Origin of the sequence: Phocaeicola sp. HCN-40430 (assembly GCF_037890285.1) — a bacterium.
Taxonomy (GTDB): Bacteria; Bacteroidota; Bacteroidia; order Bacteroidales; family Bacteroidaceae; genus Phocaeicola; species Phocaeicola acetigenes.
In genome coordinates, this window is sequence record NZ_JBBKBS010000015.1 from 1 (window position 1) to 17,925 (window position 17,925).

The 17,925-nt window shown below is 42.4% G+C and carries 13 protein-coding genes and 1 tRNA gene; 8 read left to right on the forward strand and 6 right to left on the reverse strand.

The annotated features are described in order from the left end of the window. Positions 1-63: 63 nt before the first annotated feature. From WKU26_RS07965 to WKU26_RS07990, 6 genes are all read right to left on the reverse strand, one after another. Positions 64-136 (reverse strand) — tRNA-Phe (locus tag WKU26_RS07965). 171 nt (positions 137-307) lie between these two features. Then, complete coding sequence (thiL, locus tag WKU26_RS07970; protein ID WP_340321572.1) at positions 308-1,345, reverse strand: thiamine-phosphate kinase; 1,038 nt, start codon at positions 1,343-1,345, stop codon at positions 308-310. A gap of 3 nt (positions 1,346-1,348) precedes the next feature. Beyond that, on the reverse strand, positions 1,349-2,158 hold the full coding sequence (locus WKU26_RS07975; RefSeq protein ID WP_269877247.1) for a purine-nucleoside phosphorylase: 810 nt from the start codon (positions 2,156-2,158) through the stop codon (positions 1,349-1,351). Then, on the reverse strand, positions 2,115-3,224 hold the full coding sequence (lpxK, locus tag WKU26_RS07980) for a tetraacyldisaccharide 4'-kinase (RefSeq protein WP_340321573.1): 1,110 nt from the start codon (positions 3,222-3,224) through the stop codon (positions 2,115-2,117). The genes WKU26_RS07975 and lpxK overlap by 44 nt, the downstream gene beginning before the upstream one ends. Positions 3,225-3,240: 16 nt before the next feature. Beyond that, positions 3,241-5,010, reverse strand: a complete 1,770-nt coding sequence (gene sppA / locus WKU26_RS07985; RefSeq protein WP_340321574.1) for a signal peptide peptidase SppA — start codon at positions 5,008-5,010, stop codon at positions 3,241-3,243. Positions 5,011-5,051: 41 nt separating this feature from the next. Further along, entirely contained in the window at positions 5,052-5,888 is an 837-nt protein-coding gene (locus WKU26_RS07990; RefSeq protein WP_340321575.1) for an alpha/beta hydrolase, read from the reverse strand. A gap of 120 nt (positions 5,889-6,008) precedes the next feature. On the opposite strand from WKU26_RS07990, the gene WKU26_RS07995 reads away from it, so the two are divergent. The 8 genes from WKU26_RS07995 to argB all read left to right on the forward strand — a co-directional run bounded on the left by WKU26_RS07995 (position 6,009) and on the right by argB (position 17,909). After that, the gene (locus tag WKU26_RS07995) at positions 6,009-6,413 is read left to right on the forward strand and encodes a hypothetical protein (protein WP_340321576.1); all 405 of its coding nucleotides are present in this window, start codon (positions 6,009-6,011) and stop codon (positions 6,411-6,413) included. A 179-nt stretch (positions 6,414-6,592) separates the two neighbouring features. Continuing rightward, positions 6,593-7,126 (forward strand): NUDIX domain-containing protein, encoded by a 534-nt coding sequence (locus WKU26_RS08000; RefSeq protein ID WP_340321577.1) that lies wholly within the window; start codon positions 6,593-6,595, stop codon positions 7,124-7,126. Positions 7,127-7,141: 15 nt separating this feature from the next. Further along, positions 7,142-10,156 (forward strand): tetratricopeptide repeat protein, encoded by a 3,015-nt coding sequence (locus WKU26_RS08005; RefSeq protein ID WP_340321578.1) that lies wholly within the window; start codon positions 7,142-7,144, stop codon positions 10,154-10,156. Next, positions 10,153-11,790, forward strand: coding sequence for a TonB-dependent receptor (locus WKU26_RS08010; protein WP_340321579.1), 1,638 nt, complete (start codon positions 10,153-10,155; stop codon positions 11,788-11,790). The genes WKU26_RS08005 and WKU26_RS08010 overlap by 4 nt, the downstream gene beginning before the upstream one ends. A 480-nt stretch (positions 11,791-12,270) precedes the next feature. Further along, on the forward strand, positions 12,271-14,604 hold the full coding sequence (gene topA, locus WKU26_RS08015) for a type I DNA topoisomerase (RefSeq protein WP_340321580.1): 2,334 nt from the start codon (positions 12,271-12,273) through the stop codon (positions 14,602-14,604). Further along, complete coding sequence (locus WKU26_RS08020) at positions 14,601-15,128, forward strand: shikimate kinase (protein ID WP_340321581.1); 528 nt, start codon at positions 14,601-14,603, stop codon at positions 15,126-15,128. Before topA ends, WKU26_RS08020 begins: the two co-directional genes overlap by 4 nt. A 29-nt stretch (positions 15,129-15,157) precedes the next feature. Continuing rightward, the gene (gene speA, locus WKU26_RS08025; RefSeq protein ID WP_178266036.1) at positions 15,158-17,050 is read left to right on the forward strand and encodes a biosynthetic arginine decarboxylase; all 1,893 of its coding nucleotides are present in this window, start codon (positions 15,158-15,160) and stop codon (positions 17,048-17,050) included. 82 nt (positions 17,051-17,132) lie between these two features. After that, complete coding sequence (argB, locus tag WKU26_RS08030) at positions 17,133-17,909, forward strand: acetylglutamate kinase (RefSeq protein ID WP_178266037.1); 777 nt, start codon at positions 17,133-17,135, stop codon at positions 17,907-17,909. The last annotated feature ends 16 nt before the right edge of the window (positions 17,910-17,925 follow it).

A 17,925-nucleotide genomic window follows, 5' to 3' on the forward strand; every position in this document is an offset into this window, starting at 1 on the left:
AAGGCATATAAAAAATGAATCCTCCGAAAGTGAACTTTCAGAGGATTCATCTTTGAGTTTCTGTGGTGCCACCAGGAATCGAACCGGGGACACAAGGATTTTCAGTCCTTTGCTCTACCAACTGAGCTATGGCACCATTGTTTCTCGTTTGCGGTTGCAAAGGTAGGTAAAGTTTTTTAATCTGCAAACTTTATGACAATAAAATGATGAAAAAATTACTTTTTTATTCTTTCGAGGTGTTGAATACAAGAAAAAGAGGTTGCAATGGCTATGCAAACCTCTTTTTCGTATTGAAAAGATATTTTTGTTATTCTTTTAAAGGGTTCCATCCCTGTGCTTTCAATTCCAGCTCATTGCCATCACGGGTAACCAGTGCACAGCCCAGTTCCGGTTTGGTAATGTGACCAATAACTTTCACGTCTTTGAGTGCAGATACTTTTTCGTGATCGGTCAGTGGAACTGTAAACAACAACTCGTAGTCTTCTCCACCATTCAGTGCACAAGTACTTAGGTTCATGTTGAACTCTTCGGCCATTACTGCTGTCTGATAGTCGATAGGAATACGTTCTTCATATACGCGGCATCCCGTTTTGCTTTGCGAGCAGATGTGCATCAGTTCTGAAGAAAGTCCGTCGGAAATGTCCATCATGGCAGTTGGTTTGATTCCTGCTTTTGCCAGTTCCTCGATGATGTCGCGGCGGGCTTCCGGTTTCAGGAAACGTTCCAGCAAGTACTCTTTTCCTGCAAAGTCGGGCTGAACATCTTTTTCTCCCTGGAATACTGCTTTTTCACGTTCCATCAGCTGAAGTCCCATGTAGGCTGCACCCAAGTCGCCCGATACACAAATCAAATCTGTTTCTTTGGCACCGTTGCGATATACCACCTGATTCTTGTCGGCTTCACCGATACAAGTAATCGAGATGGCAAGTCCGGTTACAGATGAAGTCGTATCTCCTCCTACAATGTCGACATGGTGCTGTTCGCAAGCCAGGCGAAGACCGGCATAAAACTCTTCCAAGTCTTCAATGCAGAAACGTTTCGATACAGCCAGTGAAACAGTAATCTGTTTAGGTGTACCGTTCATGGCATAAATATCCGAAAGGTTCACCATAGCCGATTTGTATCCCAAATGTTTTAAAGGAGTATAAACAAGGTCGAAATGTACTCCTTCCATCAATAGATCGGTAGTTACAAGTACTTGTTTGTCCGAAAACTCCAGTACGGCTGCGTCATCGCCTATGCCATACTTGGTTTCCAGGTTATGGAGTTGGATATCTTGGGTAAGGTGCTTGATAAGCCCAAACTCACCCACAGTCGAAATTTCAGTTCTCTGTCCTTCGTGCATATATTAAGCTTTGTTTATAAGTTCTCTCATAATGGTTGTCATGCGAGGCTGTGCTTCGTCTGCTGCGCGTTGTACTTCTTCGTGCGATACTTCTACAATCTTACCTTCTACTCCCAAGTCGGTGATGACCGAAATTCCAAATACACGGATACCGCAATGGTTGGCAACGATTACTTCGGGTACGGTAGACATACCTACTGCATCCGCTCCCAAAATACGGAACATCTTGTATTCCGACGGAGTTTCAAATGTCGGTCCTTGTGTTCCGATATATACACCCTGTTGTACTTTGATACCTTTCTCTTTTGCGATTTCGAGCGCTTGTGCAATCAATTCTTTTGAGTAAGCTTCACTCATGTCCGGGAAACGTGGACCGTATTCAATGTTCTTTCCGCGCAACGGATGTTCGGGGAAGAAGTTGATGTGGTCTGTAATAATCATCAGGTCGCCTATTTCAAAATTGGGATTTGTACCACCTGAAGCATTGGATACAAACAAGGTCTTGATGCCCAATTCGCGCATTACACGTACCGGGAAGGTTACTTCTTTCATCGAATAACCTTCGTAGTAGTGGAAGCGTCCCTGCATGGCAAGAATATCCTTTCCTCCCAATTTACCGAATATAAGTTTGCCACTATGACCTTCTACAGTTGATACGGGGAAGTTGGGTATTTCTGAATAGTTGATTTCGTATTTATCTGTGATTTCGTGTACTAAACTACCTAATCCTGTGCCCAGAATAATGGCTGTTTCCGGTTGAGTGTGCATTTTACCTTTGAGGAATGCAGCTGTTTCTTGAATTTTCTGTAACATATCTTATAAGATTTTGGTGAAACATTTGTTTTTGCTCGTTCAGAAAACTTACTTCTACAGGCAATACATAGATGTAAGCTTTCAGTTCTTCACAAAGAAGAGGATGATCGATAAGACGGGCGGCATCTTTCTCTGTGATGATGATAAGTCGGTTGTGCTCCGGTAGTTGCCGGAAGTTCTGCAGTATAATGTCCATATCATTCGCTGTGAAATGATGATGGTCCGGAAAAGTAACCGGCACCACTTGGCTTACATATTTGTGCAGTTCACGGATGATGGCAGCTGGTGAGGCGATGCCCGTAACAAGAAGTATCTGTTCTTCTTTGTGCAAACTGTGTAGGGGACGCTCCGGCTTTTCTTTTGCAAAAAGCGGTTTCAACTGGCCATATACCAGTGTGGTGAAATATACCTCCTGACCTTTGTGTGGAGCTATCTGCTGTCGTAGAAACGTTTGCTCTTGCTCATTCAGCGTAGGAGGACATTTACTTACAATAATAATATCTGCACGCTTTTTCCCATATTGTGGCTCTCGCAGTCTTCCTGCCGGAAGCATACAATCCTTCCAAATGGGGCGATGATAGTCTATCAGTAAAATAGACAGGCCGGGTTTAACGTAGCGGTGCTGGAAAGCATCGTCCAGAATGATAACATCCGGCTGTGGTTTTACCCGTCCGTCGGTCAGGCAACGGATTCCATGGCAACGGTCTGCATCTACTGCCATACGGATACGAGGAAACTTGTGCGCCATCTGAAACGGTTCATCACCAATCTGTTCGATTGGAGTACTACTCTCTGCCAGTACAAAACCTTTCGATTTGCGCTTGTATCCTCTGCTCAATACGGCTACATGATAATCTGTTTCAAGCATACGGATCAGATATTCCGTATGAGGAGTTTTTCCTGTTCCGCCTACTGTGATGTTGCCTACACTGATTACCGGAAGAGGAAAAGACTGTGCATGAAGTATCCCCCAGTCGAACAACTTGTTTCGTATGCTTACCCCAATACGATACAAGGCTGACAGAGGAAGTAACGGATAATATATTTTAATAGACTTCTCTTTCATTCCGGTGTTTATGTGATTAGTTAATGCTCAGTTCGAATGGCAGACGGGCCTGTATACGGTCTGCGTGCTTGATTTGCTGCATAAAGCGTACACTTGGATAGAAATCACCAAAAGCCGAACGAATCTGACTCTGGATATAATGGTCAGACTTCAAGTCCAGCAAACGGAACCATTTGTCTTCTTGCGCAGGATAGCTCTGAATACTGTATTCAGTAAGTTCTGCCAACGACGCTGCTTTTTCAACAGCCTGGTTGATACCTCCTAATTCGTCTACCAGATTCAGCTTCTTTGCATCTTCTCCTGTCCAAACTCTGCCTTCTGCAATTTCCTGTATTTTCTCTATCGGCATCCGGCGGCCATCGGCGCAACGTTGGGTAAACAATGCATATCCCTGATTTACCATTTGTTGTACGAGTGCAGATTCTTCCTGATTGAACGGGCGGCTGAAGTCGCCTAAATCGGCAAGTTTATTCGTCTTTACCCCGTCGAAGCTCAATCCCAGTTTATCTTCCAATAATTTTTGTGCATTGGGAATCATACCAAAAATACCGATAGAACCGGTAATGGTAGTGGGTTCGGCATAAATATAATTTGCTGCACAAGAAATATAATATCCTCCGGATGCAGCATAGTCGCCCATGGAAACGACAACAGGTTTGACTTCTTTGAGCAATGAAATCTCACGCCAGATTTGTTCGGAACCATAGGCACTTCCTCCCGGAGAGTTAACACGGAATACAACTGCTTTTATCTTGTCGTCTTCACGCAGACGGCGTAAATCGTTGATAACAACTTCGGAGTTGATTCCCTCATCATAAGTGTTGGATCCGTTGTCTATTTCTCCAAATGCATAATAAATTGCAATACGATCCTTGTGAAGATTAGATTTTGATGCTGTCTCGGGCACATTAATCATGTCTTCCAGTCTCAGTGTAGGAAGTTCTTCTTTTTCTGTCCGTCCGGTCAGGGTTTTCAGATAACTCAGAACTTCATCTTTATACATCAGTTTATCTGCCAGTTTAGTCTGGATGTATTCTTGTGCCGGACAGAAACTGAGGTTCTTGTCGGCCAGTGCATTAAGTTCTTCTGATGTGATATGACGTGAGGCTGAAATATCGTTTACCAAATTATTCCATATAGATCCGATAAATACTTCAGTCTGCTTACGGTTAGCATCACTCATTTCGTGAGCGATAAATGGTTCGACAGCCGATTTATAAGTACCTACACGGAAAATCTGCATTTCAACTCCAATTTTTTCCAGCAAACCTTTAAGGAATACAGTCTGTGCCGATAATCCCTGCCAGGCAATACTACCAGAAGGGTTGACTGCCAGATTATCTGCTACACTGGCCAGATAATAAGTGCTTTGTGTGTAGTTTCCACCATAAGCAACGATGAATTTGCCTGATTCTTTAAAGTCTAATAATGCTCTTCTGATTTCTTGCAGTGAAGCAGTAGGGCAAACAAAATTGCCGGCTTCAATATAGATTCCCGCAATAGACTCGTTTTCTTTTGCCTTACGGATAGAGCTTAGAATTTGATCCAAACCATATGTGGAAAAATCTTCACCCAATAATTTGTCTAAAGGACTGGTTTGATAACGTTCGGCCACATTCCCATTTAATTCTAAAACGAATACCGAACGGTCTTTTACGGTAGTTGTTGTATTTTCTGTAGATGCAACTAATGCTGCAAGGAACATGATTCCTAAAATCATCAGACAGAAGCCGCTGATAAGAAATCCTACGACTGTGGCAAAAGCCATTTTTATAAACTCTTTCATAAGATGTAAGTAGTTTTAGTAATGTGTAAGCTTAAACAAAGTTAGTTTTTTCCTTTGGAAAAAGCAAGTTGCTTATGGTTTTGGAAGTACTTAATAAAAAACAGCATTTCGTAATCAATTACGTGCGCCCAATAAGCAAGGGTGTGAGCTCCTGCATTTACCAGAAATTCATGCTGAATGCCGTGAGCCAGTAGCTTTTCATGAAATTCACAATTTACTTGAAAGAAGAAATCATCGTAGCCGCAACAAATAATCATGTCCACATCACCAGGTTTGATCCGGTTGATTTGGTTGATGGCTGTATGTTGCTCCCAAAGTGCTGGATAAGTGCTTTTTTCACCGATTTGCTTTTTCATTTCCCAATTATCTGGAAAAGGACGGATGTCTACTCCGCCACTCATACTTCCGGCTGCTCCAAATACATCCGGGTGACGCATGGACAACCACATGGCTCCATGTCCGCCCATACTTAGGCCAGCTATAGCACGGGCATATTTACTGGGAAGAGTAGGGTAATGGGAATCTATGTATTCGACCAATTCTTTGGAAATAAAAGTTTCGAACTGTGAACGGGGATTTAATGGACTATCCCAATACCAGCTGTTTTCTCCATCCGGACAGACAATGATTAGTTGGTGTTGATCTGCATAATCTTTTAGCTCTGGTTTGATTATAAGCCATGTATTGGCATTACCACTGTATCCATGCAGAAGGTAGACGGCCGGACTGTTCGGCTTCACATCTTTAGGGACAACTACATTGACTTTGATTTTTCGGTCCATAACCGGACTGTAAATGTGGAGGGTGTCTGTAGTAGCCGCATGAATCGGGGATATGAATAGGAATAGTGTGAGAAGGATAAAAATGCAATGTCTCATACGAGTAATATTTTTAAGAACAATAATATACAAATGTAAACTTTTTACTTGAAATACAGAAATGAGACGCAATGATTCCTCTTTTTTGTCTACATTTGTATTGTTGAAAATTTAATGAATATGAGTAATAAGAGCATCAATAGTAACAAGCAGTTTATGGTTGGCAATGGAATTTTGGCCTTTGGCGTCTTTTTCATTGTCTGTCTGTTTTTGTATTTAGGTTTCCGCTTTCAGCGCAAGGAGGGAGGAAAGCAAGTTTTTGAGGGTATATACACCATCTGTGTAGCCGGCAGTTTTTCTGGCGACAGCTTGTCTGTTTATGTAAACGACAGTCTGTTGCTCAACAAAACAATGACCGAGGCTGAGGTGAAATTGCAAATCAACCGTTTTGCCGAAGAAAATATGCTGATGGTGGTAGACAATCGTACCGAAGAGATTACTCCCTTTAATTTGAATCCGAAAGGAAGTCTCGTGGAAATACAGAAGAAAAATGGCAAAGTGTTTGTAGAAGAAACTGCACGCTGATTTGCTATAGGAATAGGCATCTTGCCATATTCTGAGGTCCGGTAATAAAAACTTTTTATTGCTACACTTCGAAAACCTGTCTGTAAGAGATGGATGTTTTTCGGAGTGTATTTTTTATCTGTATATAATGGGATTAATTAAATAATTAGTAATTTTGAGTTTCAATAAAATAGAGAATCATGCATCCATTAGAACAGTTTAAGTATTGTCCCAAATGCGGTTCGTCTCATTTCGAGGTACACAATGAAAAATCAAAACATTGTGACGACTGCGGTTTTACCTACTATTTTAATTCGAGTGCGGCTACAGTAGCATTTATTTTGAATCATCGCAATGAACTGTTGGTATGTCGCAGAGCAAAGGAACCGGCAAAAGGTACACTCGATTTGTCGGGAGGATTTATCGATATGAATGAAACCGGTGAGGAAGGAGTAGCAAGAGAGGTAATGGAAGAAACCGGCTTGACGGTTATTGATACTGAATATCTGTTTTCTTTGCCTAATACATACTTGTATTCTGGTTTTCTGGTTCATACGCTGGATTTGTTCTTCTTGTGCAAGATAGCCGATGATACTCGTCTGCGTGCGATGGATGATGTGGCCGATTCTTTTTGGATGCCTTTGGATAGCATTCAGCCCGAAGAGTTTGGTCTTGATTCGGTACGTAGAGGGGTTACCCGTTTTTTGAAGGAGTATGCAAATAAAAACAAATAAAAAGAGATTATACTGATGAATACAAAGAGATATAAATGGATAGCCGGATGTTTGTGTGCCCTGCCTTTGGTGGTGTCTGCACAGCAGACAGAACCTTTGACCAATAACCGGCGCTTGTTGGACGACGGTAAAGAGTTGTTTTTGCGTCACGACTATGCTGCTGCACAACAGACGCTGATGCAATATGTAAAACAGAATTCACAGACCGAAACTTCGGATGAAGTAGCATACATGCTGACATGTACTGCTTATGAACTGAATGCTTCCGACCGTCTGGAGCAGTTGGAAAACTTTCTGGATGCTTATCCGGATTCACGCCACAGAAACCGTGTACAGGCTTTACTGGCATCGACTTATTTCTTTCAGGAAAAATACCTGGAAACAATTGCTACATTTAAAGGCTGCGACTTGGAATTGCTTTCCAACGAAGAGAGGGATGTTTGTACCCTTCGTTTGGCAACTGCTTATCAGAAGATTGGTAATTTGCAGGAAGCTTCCATGTGGTTTTCTATCTTGAAGGAAGTGAGCGAAAAGTATCATGCCGATGCAGTGTATAATCTGGCTTATATTGACTACGTACAGAAACGTTACGATGAGGCTTTGGCAGGATTCCGTGAGGTAGAATCGGATGAACATTACCGTAAACTGTCTCCTTATTATATCGCAGATATCTATCTGATAAAAGAGAATTATGAACAGGCGCGTCGCATTGCAGGAGTATATGTAGAAGCGTATCCGGACGAACCGAATGCGGTACAGATGAAACGCATTGCCGGAGAAGCGGCATATGGAATGAAAGACTATATGCAAGCAGTACAAAACCTGGAAGTATATTGCTCGGAGGTGAAGAATCCCGACCGTAAGGCTTTGTATGAATTGGGTATGAGCTATGCACAAATAGGAGTATATTCGAAAGCAGCAGCCCGACTGGGAGAAGTGACTACGACGCAGGATGCGTTGACACAGAATGCATATTTGCATATGGGATTGGCTTATTTGCAACTGAAAGAGCGTAATCAGGCACGTATGGCTTTTGAACAGGCTTCGGCCACCAATTACGATGCTGCCGTTAAAGAACAGGCTCTTTACAACTATGCACTTTGTATCCATGAAACCTCTTATTCTCCTTTTGCCGAATCGGTGACTGTTTTTGAACGTTTTCTGAATGAATATCCTCATTCAGCTTATGCAGACAAGGTGAACGACTATCTTGTAGAGGTTTATATGAATACTCGTAGCTATATGGCTGCCTTGAAGTCGATTGCAAAAATCAGTCAGCCGGGTGAACGTATATTAGAAGCAAAGCAGAAACTGCTGTTCCGTTTAGGTACACAGGCTTTTGCTCAGGCTGCCTTTGAGAATGCAATAGAGTGTTTCTCCCAATCTTTGCAACTGGGACGCTATAATCAGCAAACCAAAGCAGATGCTTATTATTGGAGAGGTGAGTCTAAGTACAGACTGGAACAGTATGCAGCGGCAGCTGCCGATTTCCGTCAATATCTGGAGTTTGCACAAGACAAAAGAACAGAAGAGTATGGATTGGCTTTGTACAATTTAGGCTATACTGCATTTAAGCAGAAACAGTATAGCTCAGCTCAAACATGGTTTGCCCGTTGTGTACAGTCGGGAGTCTCGTTGCAGGCTACAGTGATGGCTGATGCGTATAACCGTTTGGGTGACTGTAATTTCTATGCCCGTAGCTTCGAAACTGCTCAGCAGATGTATGCCAAAGCAGCTGCTACCGATACTTCATTGGGCGACTACTCTTTATTCCAGGAAGCATTTGTGAAAGGCTTGCAGCGTAATTATACAGGTAAGATTCAAACTTTGAATCAGATGATAACAGCCTATCCGTCTTCACAGTATTTGGACGATGCTCTTTATGAACAAGGACGCGCATTTGTACAACTGGAAGATAGCGAAAATGCAGTGAAGCGCTATAAACTCCTTGTAGAACGCTTCCCGGATAGTCCTTTGTCTCGTAAGGCTGCCAATGAAATCGGTCTTCTGTATTATCAGAACGATCAGTACGCTGCGGCAATAGAGGCTTATAAAACTGTTATCACAAAATATCCGGGCAGTGATGAGGCTCGCCTGGCACAACGTGACTTGCGTTCTATTTACATCGACTTGAATAAGGTAGACGATTATATGGCATTTGCGACATCTATACCTGGAGGAGCGAATTTCGATGTGAACGAAAGAGATTCGTTGACTTATGTCGCAGCAGAAAGAGTCTACATGCGAGGTAATATCAGTGAAGCTCAAAGCAGCTTTACACGCTACCTGCAGTCTTTCCCTGAAGGAGCTTTCAGTGTAGATGCACATTATTATCTCGGACTGATAGGTTATAACCAGAAAAACTGGACCGAGGCTACAGCGCATTTAAATAAAGTCATAGAATATCCGAACAACAAATTCTCTGGAGAGGCCATGAGCATGTGTGCAGTGATGGCATATGATGCAAAGGATTACGGCCGTGCATTGGAACTGTATAAACGGATGATAGACCGTGCCGTTTCTCAGGAAGAAAGACTGTCGGCAGAAACAGGTGCTTTGCGCAGTGCTTACTTGCTGAACGATGGAAAAGAAGTGATAGCCGTTGCTTCGGCATTGCTGGCGGAAAGTAAACTGGCTCCGGAGTTAAGCAATGAAGCTCATTACTATCGTGCAAAAGCCTTCCTGGAAGCAGGAGAAACAAAGGAAGCATTGCAAGACCTTACAGTGCTGGCCAAAGATACACGTAATGTGTATGGAGCGGAAGCCAAATACCTGGTGGCACAGCTTTATTTCAATGCGGGCGAAACTGCAAAGGCAGAAAAAGAGGTTTTGGAATACATTGAAGTGAGCACGCCGCATACATACTGGCTGGCCCGCGGCTTTATCCTGCTTTCGGATGTATATGTACGTCTGGACCGCAAATTAGAGGCAAAACAATATCTGTTGTCTTTGCAGCAGAATTATCAGGCAGAGGATGATATTGCCCAGATGATAGAATCACGTTTGGCTAATCTTAACAAAGGAGAATGAAGACAATGAATCAGATAAAAATGATATTGACAGGTGCTGGGGTGTTGTTTACCTCGGTATTATGTGCACAGGAAGAAGCTAAAGACTCTACACTCACCCGGACTGTGGTAGTAGAAAATCAGTATAATCCGGAGGTAATGGATGCTTTCAAGGTAAATGTGCTTCCGAAGGTTGAAGAACCAGCCGTAGCAAAACAGCATATCGACTATGCTACTGCTGTACGTCCTTTATCGGGCTGGCAGGGAGAGCCGATACCGGTAATTACATATAATGCAAAGCAAAAATCTCCTTATAAGGGATATGTGCGTGCAGCCTATGGAAACCGGAATAATACTGATGTGAAGTTAAGTTATATGTGGGATATTACTTCACGCGACCAGTTGAATGTAATGGGAACATTGTATGGAATGAATGGAAAAATTCCATATGAAAGGCTGGAAGAAGACTGGAAATCCCGTTTTTTCCGTACAGACGTGTTACTCGATTATAAACATGAATTCAACCGCGTATTCATGCAGTTGGGAGGAGCTTTCGGCTCTCAGGTGTTCAATTACGTTTTACCTGTCTTGAATGAAGGAGGAGAACCCTGGACTTCCGACAGTCAGCATTTCACTTTGGCCGATGTGTATGCGAAAGTTACATCGAAAGATGAAACACTTCCGGTGCAATTCAGTCTGCAGACTGGTTTTCAGAGCTTCAAACGTAAGTATGCTATGCCTTATTTCCCCGGTACTACCGAAGGTTTGGTACATACCGTAGGTCAGATATGGGGAACGCTGCAGGAAGAACATACTGTCGGCATTGATTTTGCAATGGATAATGTGTTCTATAATTCGGATTTGAAAGACTATACTTTGGTTCAGGTAAATCCATATTATAAATGGAATAATGAAGTCATCGACTTGCGTCTTGGAGCGCATGTAGATGCACAGACTTCGAATGGAAGTGGTATTAAATTCGCTCCTGATGCACATTTCGGTTATACCTTTGCTGATACTTATAAATTCTATATACAGGCTATTGGAGGTACGACCTTGAGTGATTTCCGTCGTTTGAACGAAATGTCGCCTTACTGGATGAGTGAAGAGCAGATACGCAGTACACATACACCGCTGGATGCCCGGTTGGGAGTGAAAGGTTCTCCCGTTGCCGGATTCGGATTTAATTTGTTCGGAGGATACCGTATCGTAAAAGACGAACTGTTTTCTGTATACAGCTTGATGGAGCAGGCAAAGGCAAAAACAGCTTATGCAGGAGGACGCATTGGATATACTTACAAAGATTGGGTAAATCTTGATGTGGAGGCAACTTATTATAACTGGAATATGAATCAGGAGACAGAACCCTTATTGGTGTTGAAACCCAACTACGAATTTAATGTCTCGGCTAGGGTAAAGATTTTGTCTGATTTGTATGCTTCAATGAAATATTGTTATGAGGGACGTAGTCAGGCAGGAACCTTGAAGAAAGCAGACCCGGTGAATGATTTGAGCTTATGGGCCGATTACCGCTTGTTCCAGCGTGTAGATGTATTTGTTCGTCTGAATAATTTGCTGAACAAAAACTATGTTACAGAAGTAGGATGTCCCGTACAAGGCTTTTATGCAATGGGAGGATTAAGCTTTGCTTTCTGATGCAAGGTTACCGGAAGGTTTTGTCGTCCGATAAATATTAAGATGATTGTAAATTCAGAACTGGCTTCGCTTGTGCGAGGCCAGTTTTTTTATGGGATCAGGAAATGTAATCTGTTCGTCTGTAAGAAAACTATAGGGAAAAAGTAATGAACGGATGGCTTATTGTGATGAAGTGCAGGCTATATCCGTCGTCGTCGTTTGTATAGTCAACGACGCTGAATTTGTATCCGACGTCGTTGTATGTATAATCGCCGGCGTCGGATGCAAAATCAGACAGGTCTGATTATGGCATGGAATCAATGGGCTTTGGGAACAGTAATGAAAAGAAATATATCTTGCAGGGATGTAATATGCAGTTCTATTTATAGGCGCTAAATCACAAAAAGTACGAAAAAAAGCAGAAACATACCTTATTATAATGGTGTGATTCTGCTTTTTTTTTACATTTGTCCGGAAAATATTTATGGAATACTTTGAATTATGCAGAATAATTTAGTAATAGTCGAATCTCCGGCAAAGGCAAAGACGATAGAAAAGTTTTTGGGAAGTGACTATAAAGTGCTTTCCAGCTATGGACATATTCGGGATTTGAAGCAAAAATCATTCAGTATTGATGTGAAGAATGACTTTAAGCCTCTCTATGAAGTTCCAGAGGATAAGGAAAAGATAGTAAGAGAACTGAAGGCTGCTGCCAAAAAAGCGGATATGGTATGGCTGGCATCCGATGAAGACCGGGAAGGAGAAGCTATATCTTGGCATTTGTTTGAGGTGTTGCAACTGGATCCTCAGAAGACAAAGCGTATTGTATTCCATGAAATTACGAAAAATGCAATTCTAAAGGCAATCGAAAATCCTCGTGATATAAATATTGATTTGGTCAATGCCCAGCAGGCCCGTCGTATTCTCGACCGTATTGTGGGTTTTGAACTTTCACCTATCCTGTGGAAGAAAATCAAACCGGCTCTTTCTGCCGGACGTGTACAGTCTGTAGCTGTCCGTCTTATCGTAGAACGGGAAAGAGAAGTGCAGGCTTTTGTCAGCGAAGCATCGTATCGGGTGACTGCTGTATTCAATAATGCAGATGGAGCCGAAATCAGAGCCGACCTGGGACAAAGATTCAAGACCAAAGAGGAGGCAAATGCTTTTCTTGAAAAATGCAAGAAATCGACTTTTACAATTGAAGATATTACTACACGTCCGGTCAAGAAATCACCGGCTGCACCGTTTACCACTTCTACATTGCAGCAGGAAGCGGCACGTAAGTTGGGGTATACGGTTGCACAGACCATGATGCTGGCACAGCGTCTGTATGAAAGCGGATTGATTACCTATATGCGTACAGACTCGGTGAATCTTTCTGATTTGGCTTTGAATACCAGTCGCGAGACTATTACCTCATTGATGGGAGAGCGCTATGTGCAGACACGACACTTTACGACTAAGACAAAAGGGGCTCAGGAAGCACACGAAGCCATTCGTCCTACCTATATGTCGACTGACAAAATAGAAGGTACGAGCCAGGAACAGCGTTTGTATGAATTGATATGGAAACGTACACTGGCTTCTCAGATGGCCGATGCCGAACTGGAGAAAACAACAGCAACGATTGGTATCAGCGGACAGGCAGACAAGTTTATTGCTGTAGGAGAAGTGGTGATGTTCGATGGTTTCTTGCGAGTATATAAAGAATCGTACGACGAAGAAGTAGAACAGGAGGATGAAAGCCGTCTGTTGCCTACTATGAAAGTAGGTCAGACACTGGAATGTAAGACTATTACTGCTACAGAGCGCTTCTCTCAATGTCCTCCCCGCTATACAGAAGCCAGCTTGGTGCGCAAATTGGAAGAACTGGGTATCGGTCGTCCGTCTACTTATGCTCCTACTATTTCTACTGTGCAGCAACGTGGATATGTGGAAAAAGGAAACCGGGAAGGTGTAAAACGTGATTATACGATATTGAAACTGGAAGAGGGAGTGATTTCGGAAAGTACACGTACCGAACTGACTGGCAGTGAGAAGTCTAAATTGCTGCCTACCGATGTCGGTATTGTGGTCAACGACTTCCTGATAGAGTACTTCCCTCAGATTATGGATTATAATTTTACGGCCAGCGTAGAAAAAGAATTCGACGAAATAGCAGATGGAGAAAAGGAATGGACCGGAGTTATGGAACACTTCTACGAAGGTTTCCATCCGCTGGTGGAAAAGACCTTGACTTCGAAGTCTGAACATCGTGTGGGAGAACGTATCTTGGGTACAGATCCGAAGACTGGAAAACAGGTATCGGTGAAGATTGGCCGATTTGGTCCTGTGGTGCAGATTGGAACGGTAGACGATGAAGAGAAACCTAAGTTTGCCCAGTTGAAAAAGGAATATTCTTTGGAAACAATCACCCTGGAAGAAGCCTTAGACCTGTTTAAACTGCCTCGTAATTTGGGTGAAGTAGAGGGAAAAACAGTGATTATCGGCGAAGGACGTTTCGGACCTTATGTACATTATGGGGATATGTTTGTTTCAATTCCTAAGACTACAAATCCTTTGGAAATTACATTGGATGAGGCTCTTACTCTTATCCGAAACAAACAGCAGGCTGATGCACAGAAGGTAATCAAGACTTTTGCCGAAGAACCTGATCTTCAGATTCTGAATGGTCGTTATGGGCCTTATATTTCTTATCAGAAGAAGAATTATAAGATTCCGTCGAACATAGAACCGTCTGACCTGAATATTGAAACCTGCTTTAAGGTTATTGAGTTGCAGAAAGAAAAGGCTGAAGTACGTAAAACACGTTCAACCGCTAAGAGAAAGGCATGAAACGTATATTTTTAATAGGTTACATGGGGTCGGGCAAGACCACGCTGGGAAAGGCGTATGCCCGTGCCATGCAACTGCAATTCATCGATTTAGACTGGTATATTGAAGAACGTTTCCATAAGACAGTGCAAGAACTGTTCGAAGAACGGAAAGAAGATGGCTTCCGGGAGATAGAAAGAAACATGCTTCACGAAGTGGCCGAGTTTGAGGATGTGATAATCGCATGTGGAGGAGGTACACCTTGTTTCTTCGACAATATGGAGTATATGAACGGGAAGGGAGAAACTGTTTTTCTGGACGCTTCTCCGGAAGTATTGTTCCGGCGCTTGAAGATAGCAAAGAGTAAAAGACCTCTTCTGATGGATAAATCGGACGAAGAACTGATGGATGTGATTCAGAATGCATTGAGGATTCGAGTCCCGTTCTATTCGCAGGCTAAATATGTTTTTAATGCGGAAAGCCTGGAAGATAGAGAACAGATTAGCTGTTCGGTACAAAGATTGAAAACACTGTTATTAAATTAAGTATAAACGTAGTCTTTTTATGTTGTGAAATGAGAAAATGGCGTATTGAAGATTCTGAGGAACTCTACAACATTACAGGGTGGGGAGTTTCTTACTTTGGTATTAATGAGAAAGGTCACGTGGTGGTTACTCCCCGTAAAAATGGAGTGGCTGTCGACTTGAAAGAACTGGTAGATGAACTGCAGCTGAGAGATGTGACTGCCCCTATGCTGGTACGTTTTCCTGATATTCTGGATAATCGTATCGAAAAAATCTCAAACTGTTTTTCCATTGCTTCTGAAGAATATGGATATAAAGCACAGAACTTTATTATCTATCCTATTAAGGTGAATCAGATGCGTCCGGTGGTAGAGGAAATCATCAGTCATGGAAAGAAGTTCAATCTTGGACTGGAAGCCGGTTCAAAACCTGAGTTGCATGCTGTAATTGCAATTAATACCGACTCGGACTCTTTGATTATATGTAACGGGTATAAGGACGAAAGCTATATCGAGCTGGCTTTGTTGGCTCAGAAAATGGGAAAACGTATTTTCCTTGTAGTGGAAAAAATGAATGAGTTGCGTTTGATTGCGCGCATGGCCAAGCAGTTGAATGTACGTCCTAATATTGGTATCCGTATTAAACTGGCTTCTTCCGGTAGCGGTAAATGGGAAGACAGTGGAGGAGATGCCAGCAAATTTGGCTTGACTTCCAGTGAGTTGCTTGAGGCTCTCGATTTCATTGAGAAGAAAGATATGAAAGACTGTCTTAAGCTGATTCATTTTCATATTGGTAGTCAGGTTACAAAGATTCGTCGTATCAAGACCGCCTTGCGTGAGGCTTCACAGTTCTATGTACAGCTTCATCAGTTAGGCTTCCCTGTGGAGTTTGTCGATATAGGTGGCGGTTTAGGTGTGGATTACGACGGAACCCGTTCTTCCAACAGTGAAAGTAGTGTCAACTATTCCATTCAGGAATATGTAAACGACTCTATTTCAATTATGGTAGACGCCAGCAATAAGAATAATATACCTCATCCAAATATCATTACAGAAAGTGGACGTTCGTTGACTGCACATCATTCTGTATTGATTTTTGAGGTGCTCGAAACAGCTTCTCTCCCAGAGATGGATGATGATTTTGAGGTTAGTCCCGATGATCATGAGCTGGTTCATGAACTGTATCAGATTTGGGATAACTTGAATCAGAGCCGTATGTTGGAGGCATGGCACGATGCACAACAGATTCGTGAGGAAACATTGGATTTGTTCAGCCATGGTATTGTAGACCTGAAGACACGTGCGCAGATAGAACGTCTGTATTGGTCGGTGACACGGGAAATCAATCAGATTGCTTCTGGATTGAAACATGCTCCCGATGAATTCCGTAAACTGGATAAGTTGCTTGCAGATAAATATTTCTGTAACTTCTCTTTGTTCCAGTCGTTGCCGGATTCATGGGCTATCGACCAGATTTTCCCGATTATGCCTATTCAGCGTTTGGATGAACGCCCGGATCGTACAGCTACTCTGCAGGATATAACTTGCGACTCGGACGGAAAGATTGCCAACTTCGTTTCTACACGTAATGTATCGCATGATTTGCCGGTACATACTCTGAAAGGAAAGGAATCTTATTACATCGGCGTATTTTTGGTGGGAGCTTATCAGGAAATCTTGGGTGATATGCACAACCTGTTTGGTGATACCAATGCCGTGCACGTAAGTGTAAACGAAAAAGGATATTCTATCGATCAGATTATTGACGGTGAAACTGTAGCAGAGGTTTTGGATTATGTACAGTATAATCCGAAGAAACTGGTACGTACTTTGGAGACATGGGTAACCAAGTCTGTAAAAGAAGGTAAGATTTCGCTTGAAGAAGGTAAAGAGTTCCTTGCGAATTATCGTTCCGGACTTTACGGATATACATATTTGGAATAAAATAGCAGTCGGAATGAAAGGATGATGAGTCTGCTCATTATAAAATCAACCTTTCATTCTGACTTTGTATTTGTTGTGGATTATGAAAGAAAAACTGACAGTGATAAAAGTAGGTGGTAAGATTGTAGAAGAATCTGAAACCTTGAATCAGCTTTTGACTGATTTCTCTACAATACCTGGCTATAAACTATTGGTACACGGCGGTGGACGTTCGGCTACCAAAATAGCTGCTCAACTGGGTATTGAAAGCCGTATGGTAAACGGACGCCGTATTACCGATTTGGAGACGTTGAAAGTAGTGACAATGGTATATGGAGGATTGGTTAATAAAAATATTGTAGCTGGTCTTCAGGCTAAGGGTGTCAATGCCATTGGATTGACAGGAGCAGATATGGATGTGATTCGTTCGGAAAAACGTCCGGTGAAAGAGGTGGATTATGGTTATGTAGGCGATGTGAAGGCTGTGAATGCTTCTGTATTGGCCAATCTGATTCGTCAGGGAATAGTACCTGTTATGGCACCTCTTACTCACGATGGAGCAGGTTCTATGCTGAATACCAATGCCGATACTATTGCCGGAGAAACAGCAAAAGCATTGGCTGAAGAGTTTGATGTGACTTTGGTTTACTGCTTTGAGAAAAAAGGAGTGCTGCGTGATGAAAACGATGATGATAGTGTAATTCCCGTTATTACTCCCGAATTGTTTGAACAGTATGTATCCGAAGGAATTATACAGGGAGGAATGATTCCTAAACTGGAAAATTCTTTTTCGGCTGTAGAAGCGGGAGTCAGTCAGGTTGTTATCACACAAGCTTCAGCTATCCACAGGCAAGAAGGAACAGTAATTAGAAAAAAATGAAAAAAATAGACGGGTG

Coding starts and splice junctions, on each gene's coding strand:
- WKU26_RS07995 (WP_340321576.1), top strand. CDS start 6,009: ATGAGTAATAAGAGCATCAATAGTAACAAGCAGTTTATGGTTGGCAAT.
- WKU26_RS07990 (WP_340321575.1), bottom strand. CDS start 5,888: ATGAGACATTGCATTTTTATCCTTCTCACACTATTCCTATTCATATCC.
- thiL (WP_340321572.1), bottom strand. CDS start 1,345: ATGCACGAAGGACAGAGAACTGAAATTTCGACTGTGGGTGAGTTTGGG.
- WKU26_RS08005 (WP_340321578.1), top strand. CDS start 7,142: ATGAATACAAAGAGATATAAATGGATAGCCGGATGTTTGTGTGCCCTG.
- argB (WP_178266037.1), top strand. CDS start 17,133: ATGAAAGAAAAACTGACAGTGATAAAAGTAGGTGGTAAGATTGTAGAA.
- speA (WP_178266036.1), top strand. CDS start 15,158: ATGAGAAAATGGCGTATTGAAGATTCTGAGGAACTCTACAACATTACA.
- topA (WP_340321580.1), top strand. CDS start 12,271: ATGCAGAATAATTTAGTAATAGTCGAATCTCCGGCAAAGGCAAAGACG.
- WKU26_RS08020 (WP_340321581.1), top strand. CDS start 14,601: ATGAAACGTATATTTTTAATAGGTTACATGGGGTCGGGCAAGACCACG.
- WKU26_RS08000 (WP_340321577.1), top strand. CDS start 6,593: ATGCATCCATTAGAACAGTTTAAGTATTGTCCCAAATGCGGTTCGTCT.
- WKU26_RS08010 (WP_340321579.1), top strand. CDS start 10,153: ATGAAGACAATGAATCAGATAAAAATGATATTGACAGGTGCTGGGGTG.
- sppA (WP_340321574.1), bottom strand. CDS start 5,010: ATGAAAGAGTTTATAAAAATGGCTTTTGCCACAGTCGTAGGATTTCTT.
- lpxK (WP_340321573.1), bottom strand. CDS start 3,224: ATGAAAGAGAAGTCTATTAAAATATATTATCCGTTACTTCCTCTGTCA.
- WKU26_RS07975 (WP_269877247.1), bottom strand. CDS start 2,158: ATGTTACAGAAAATTCAAGAAACAGCTGCATTCCTCAAAGGTAAAATG.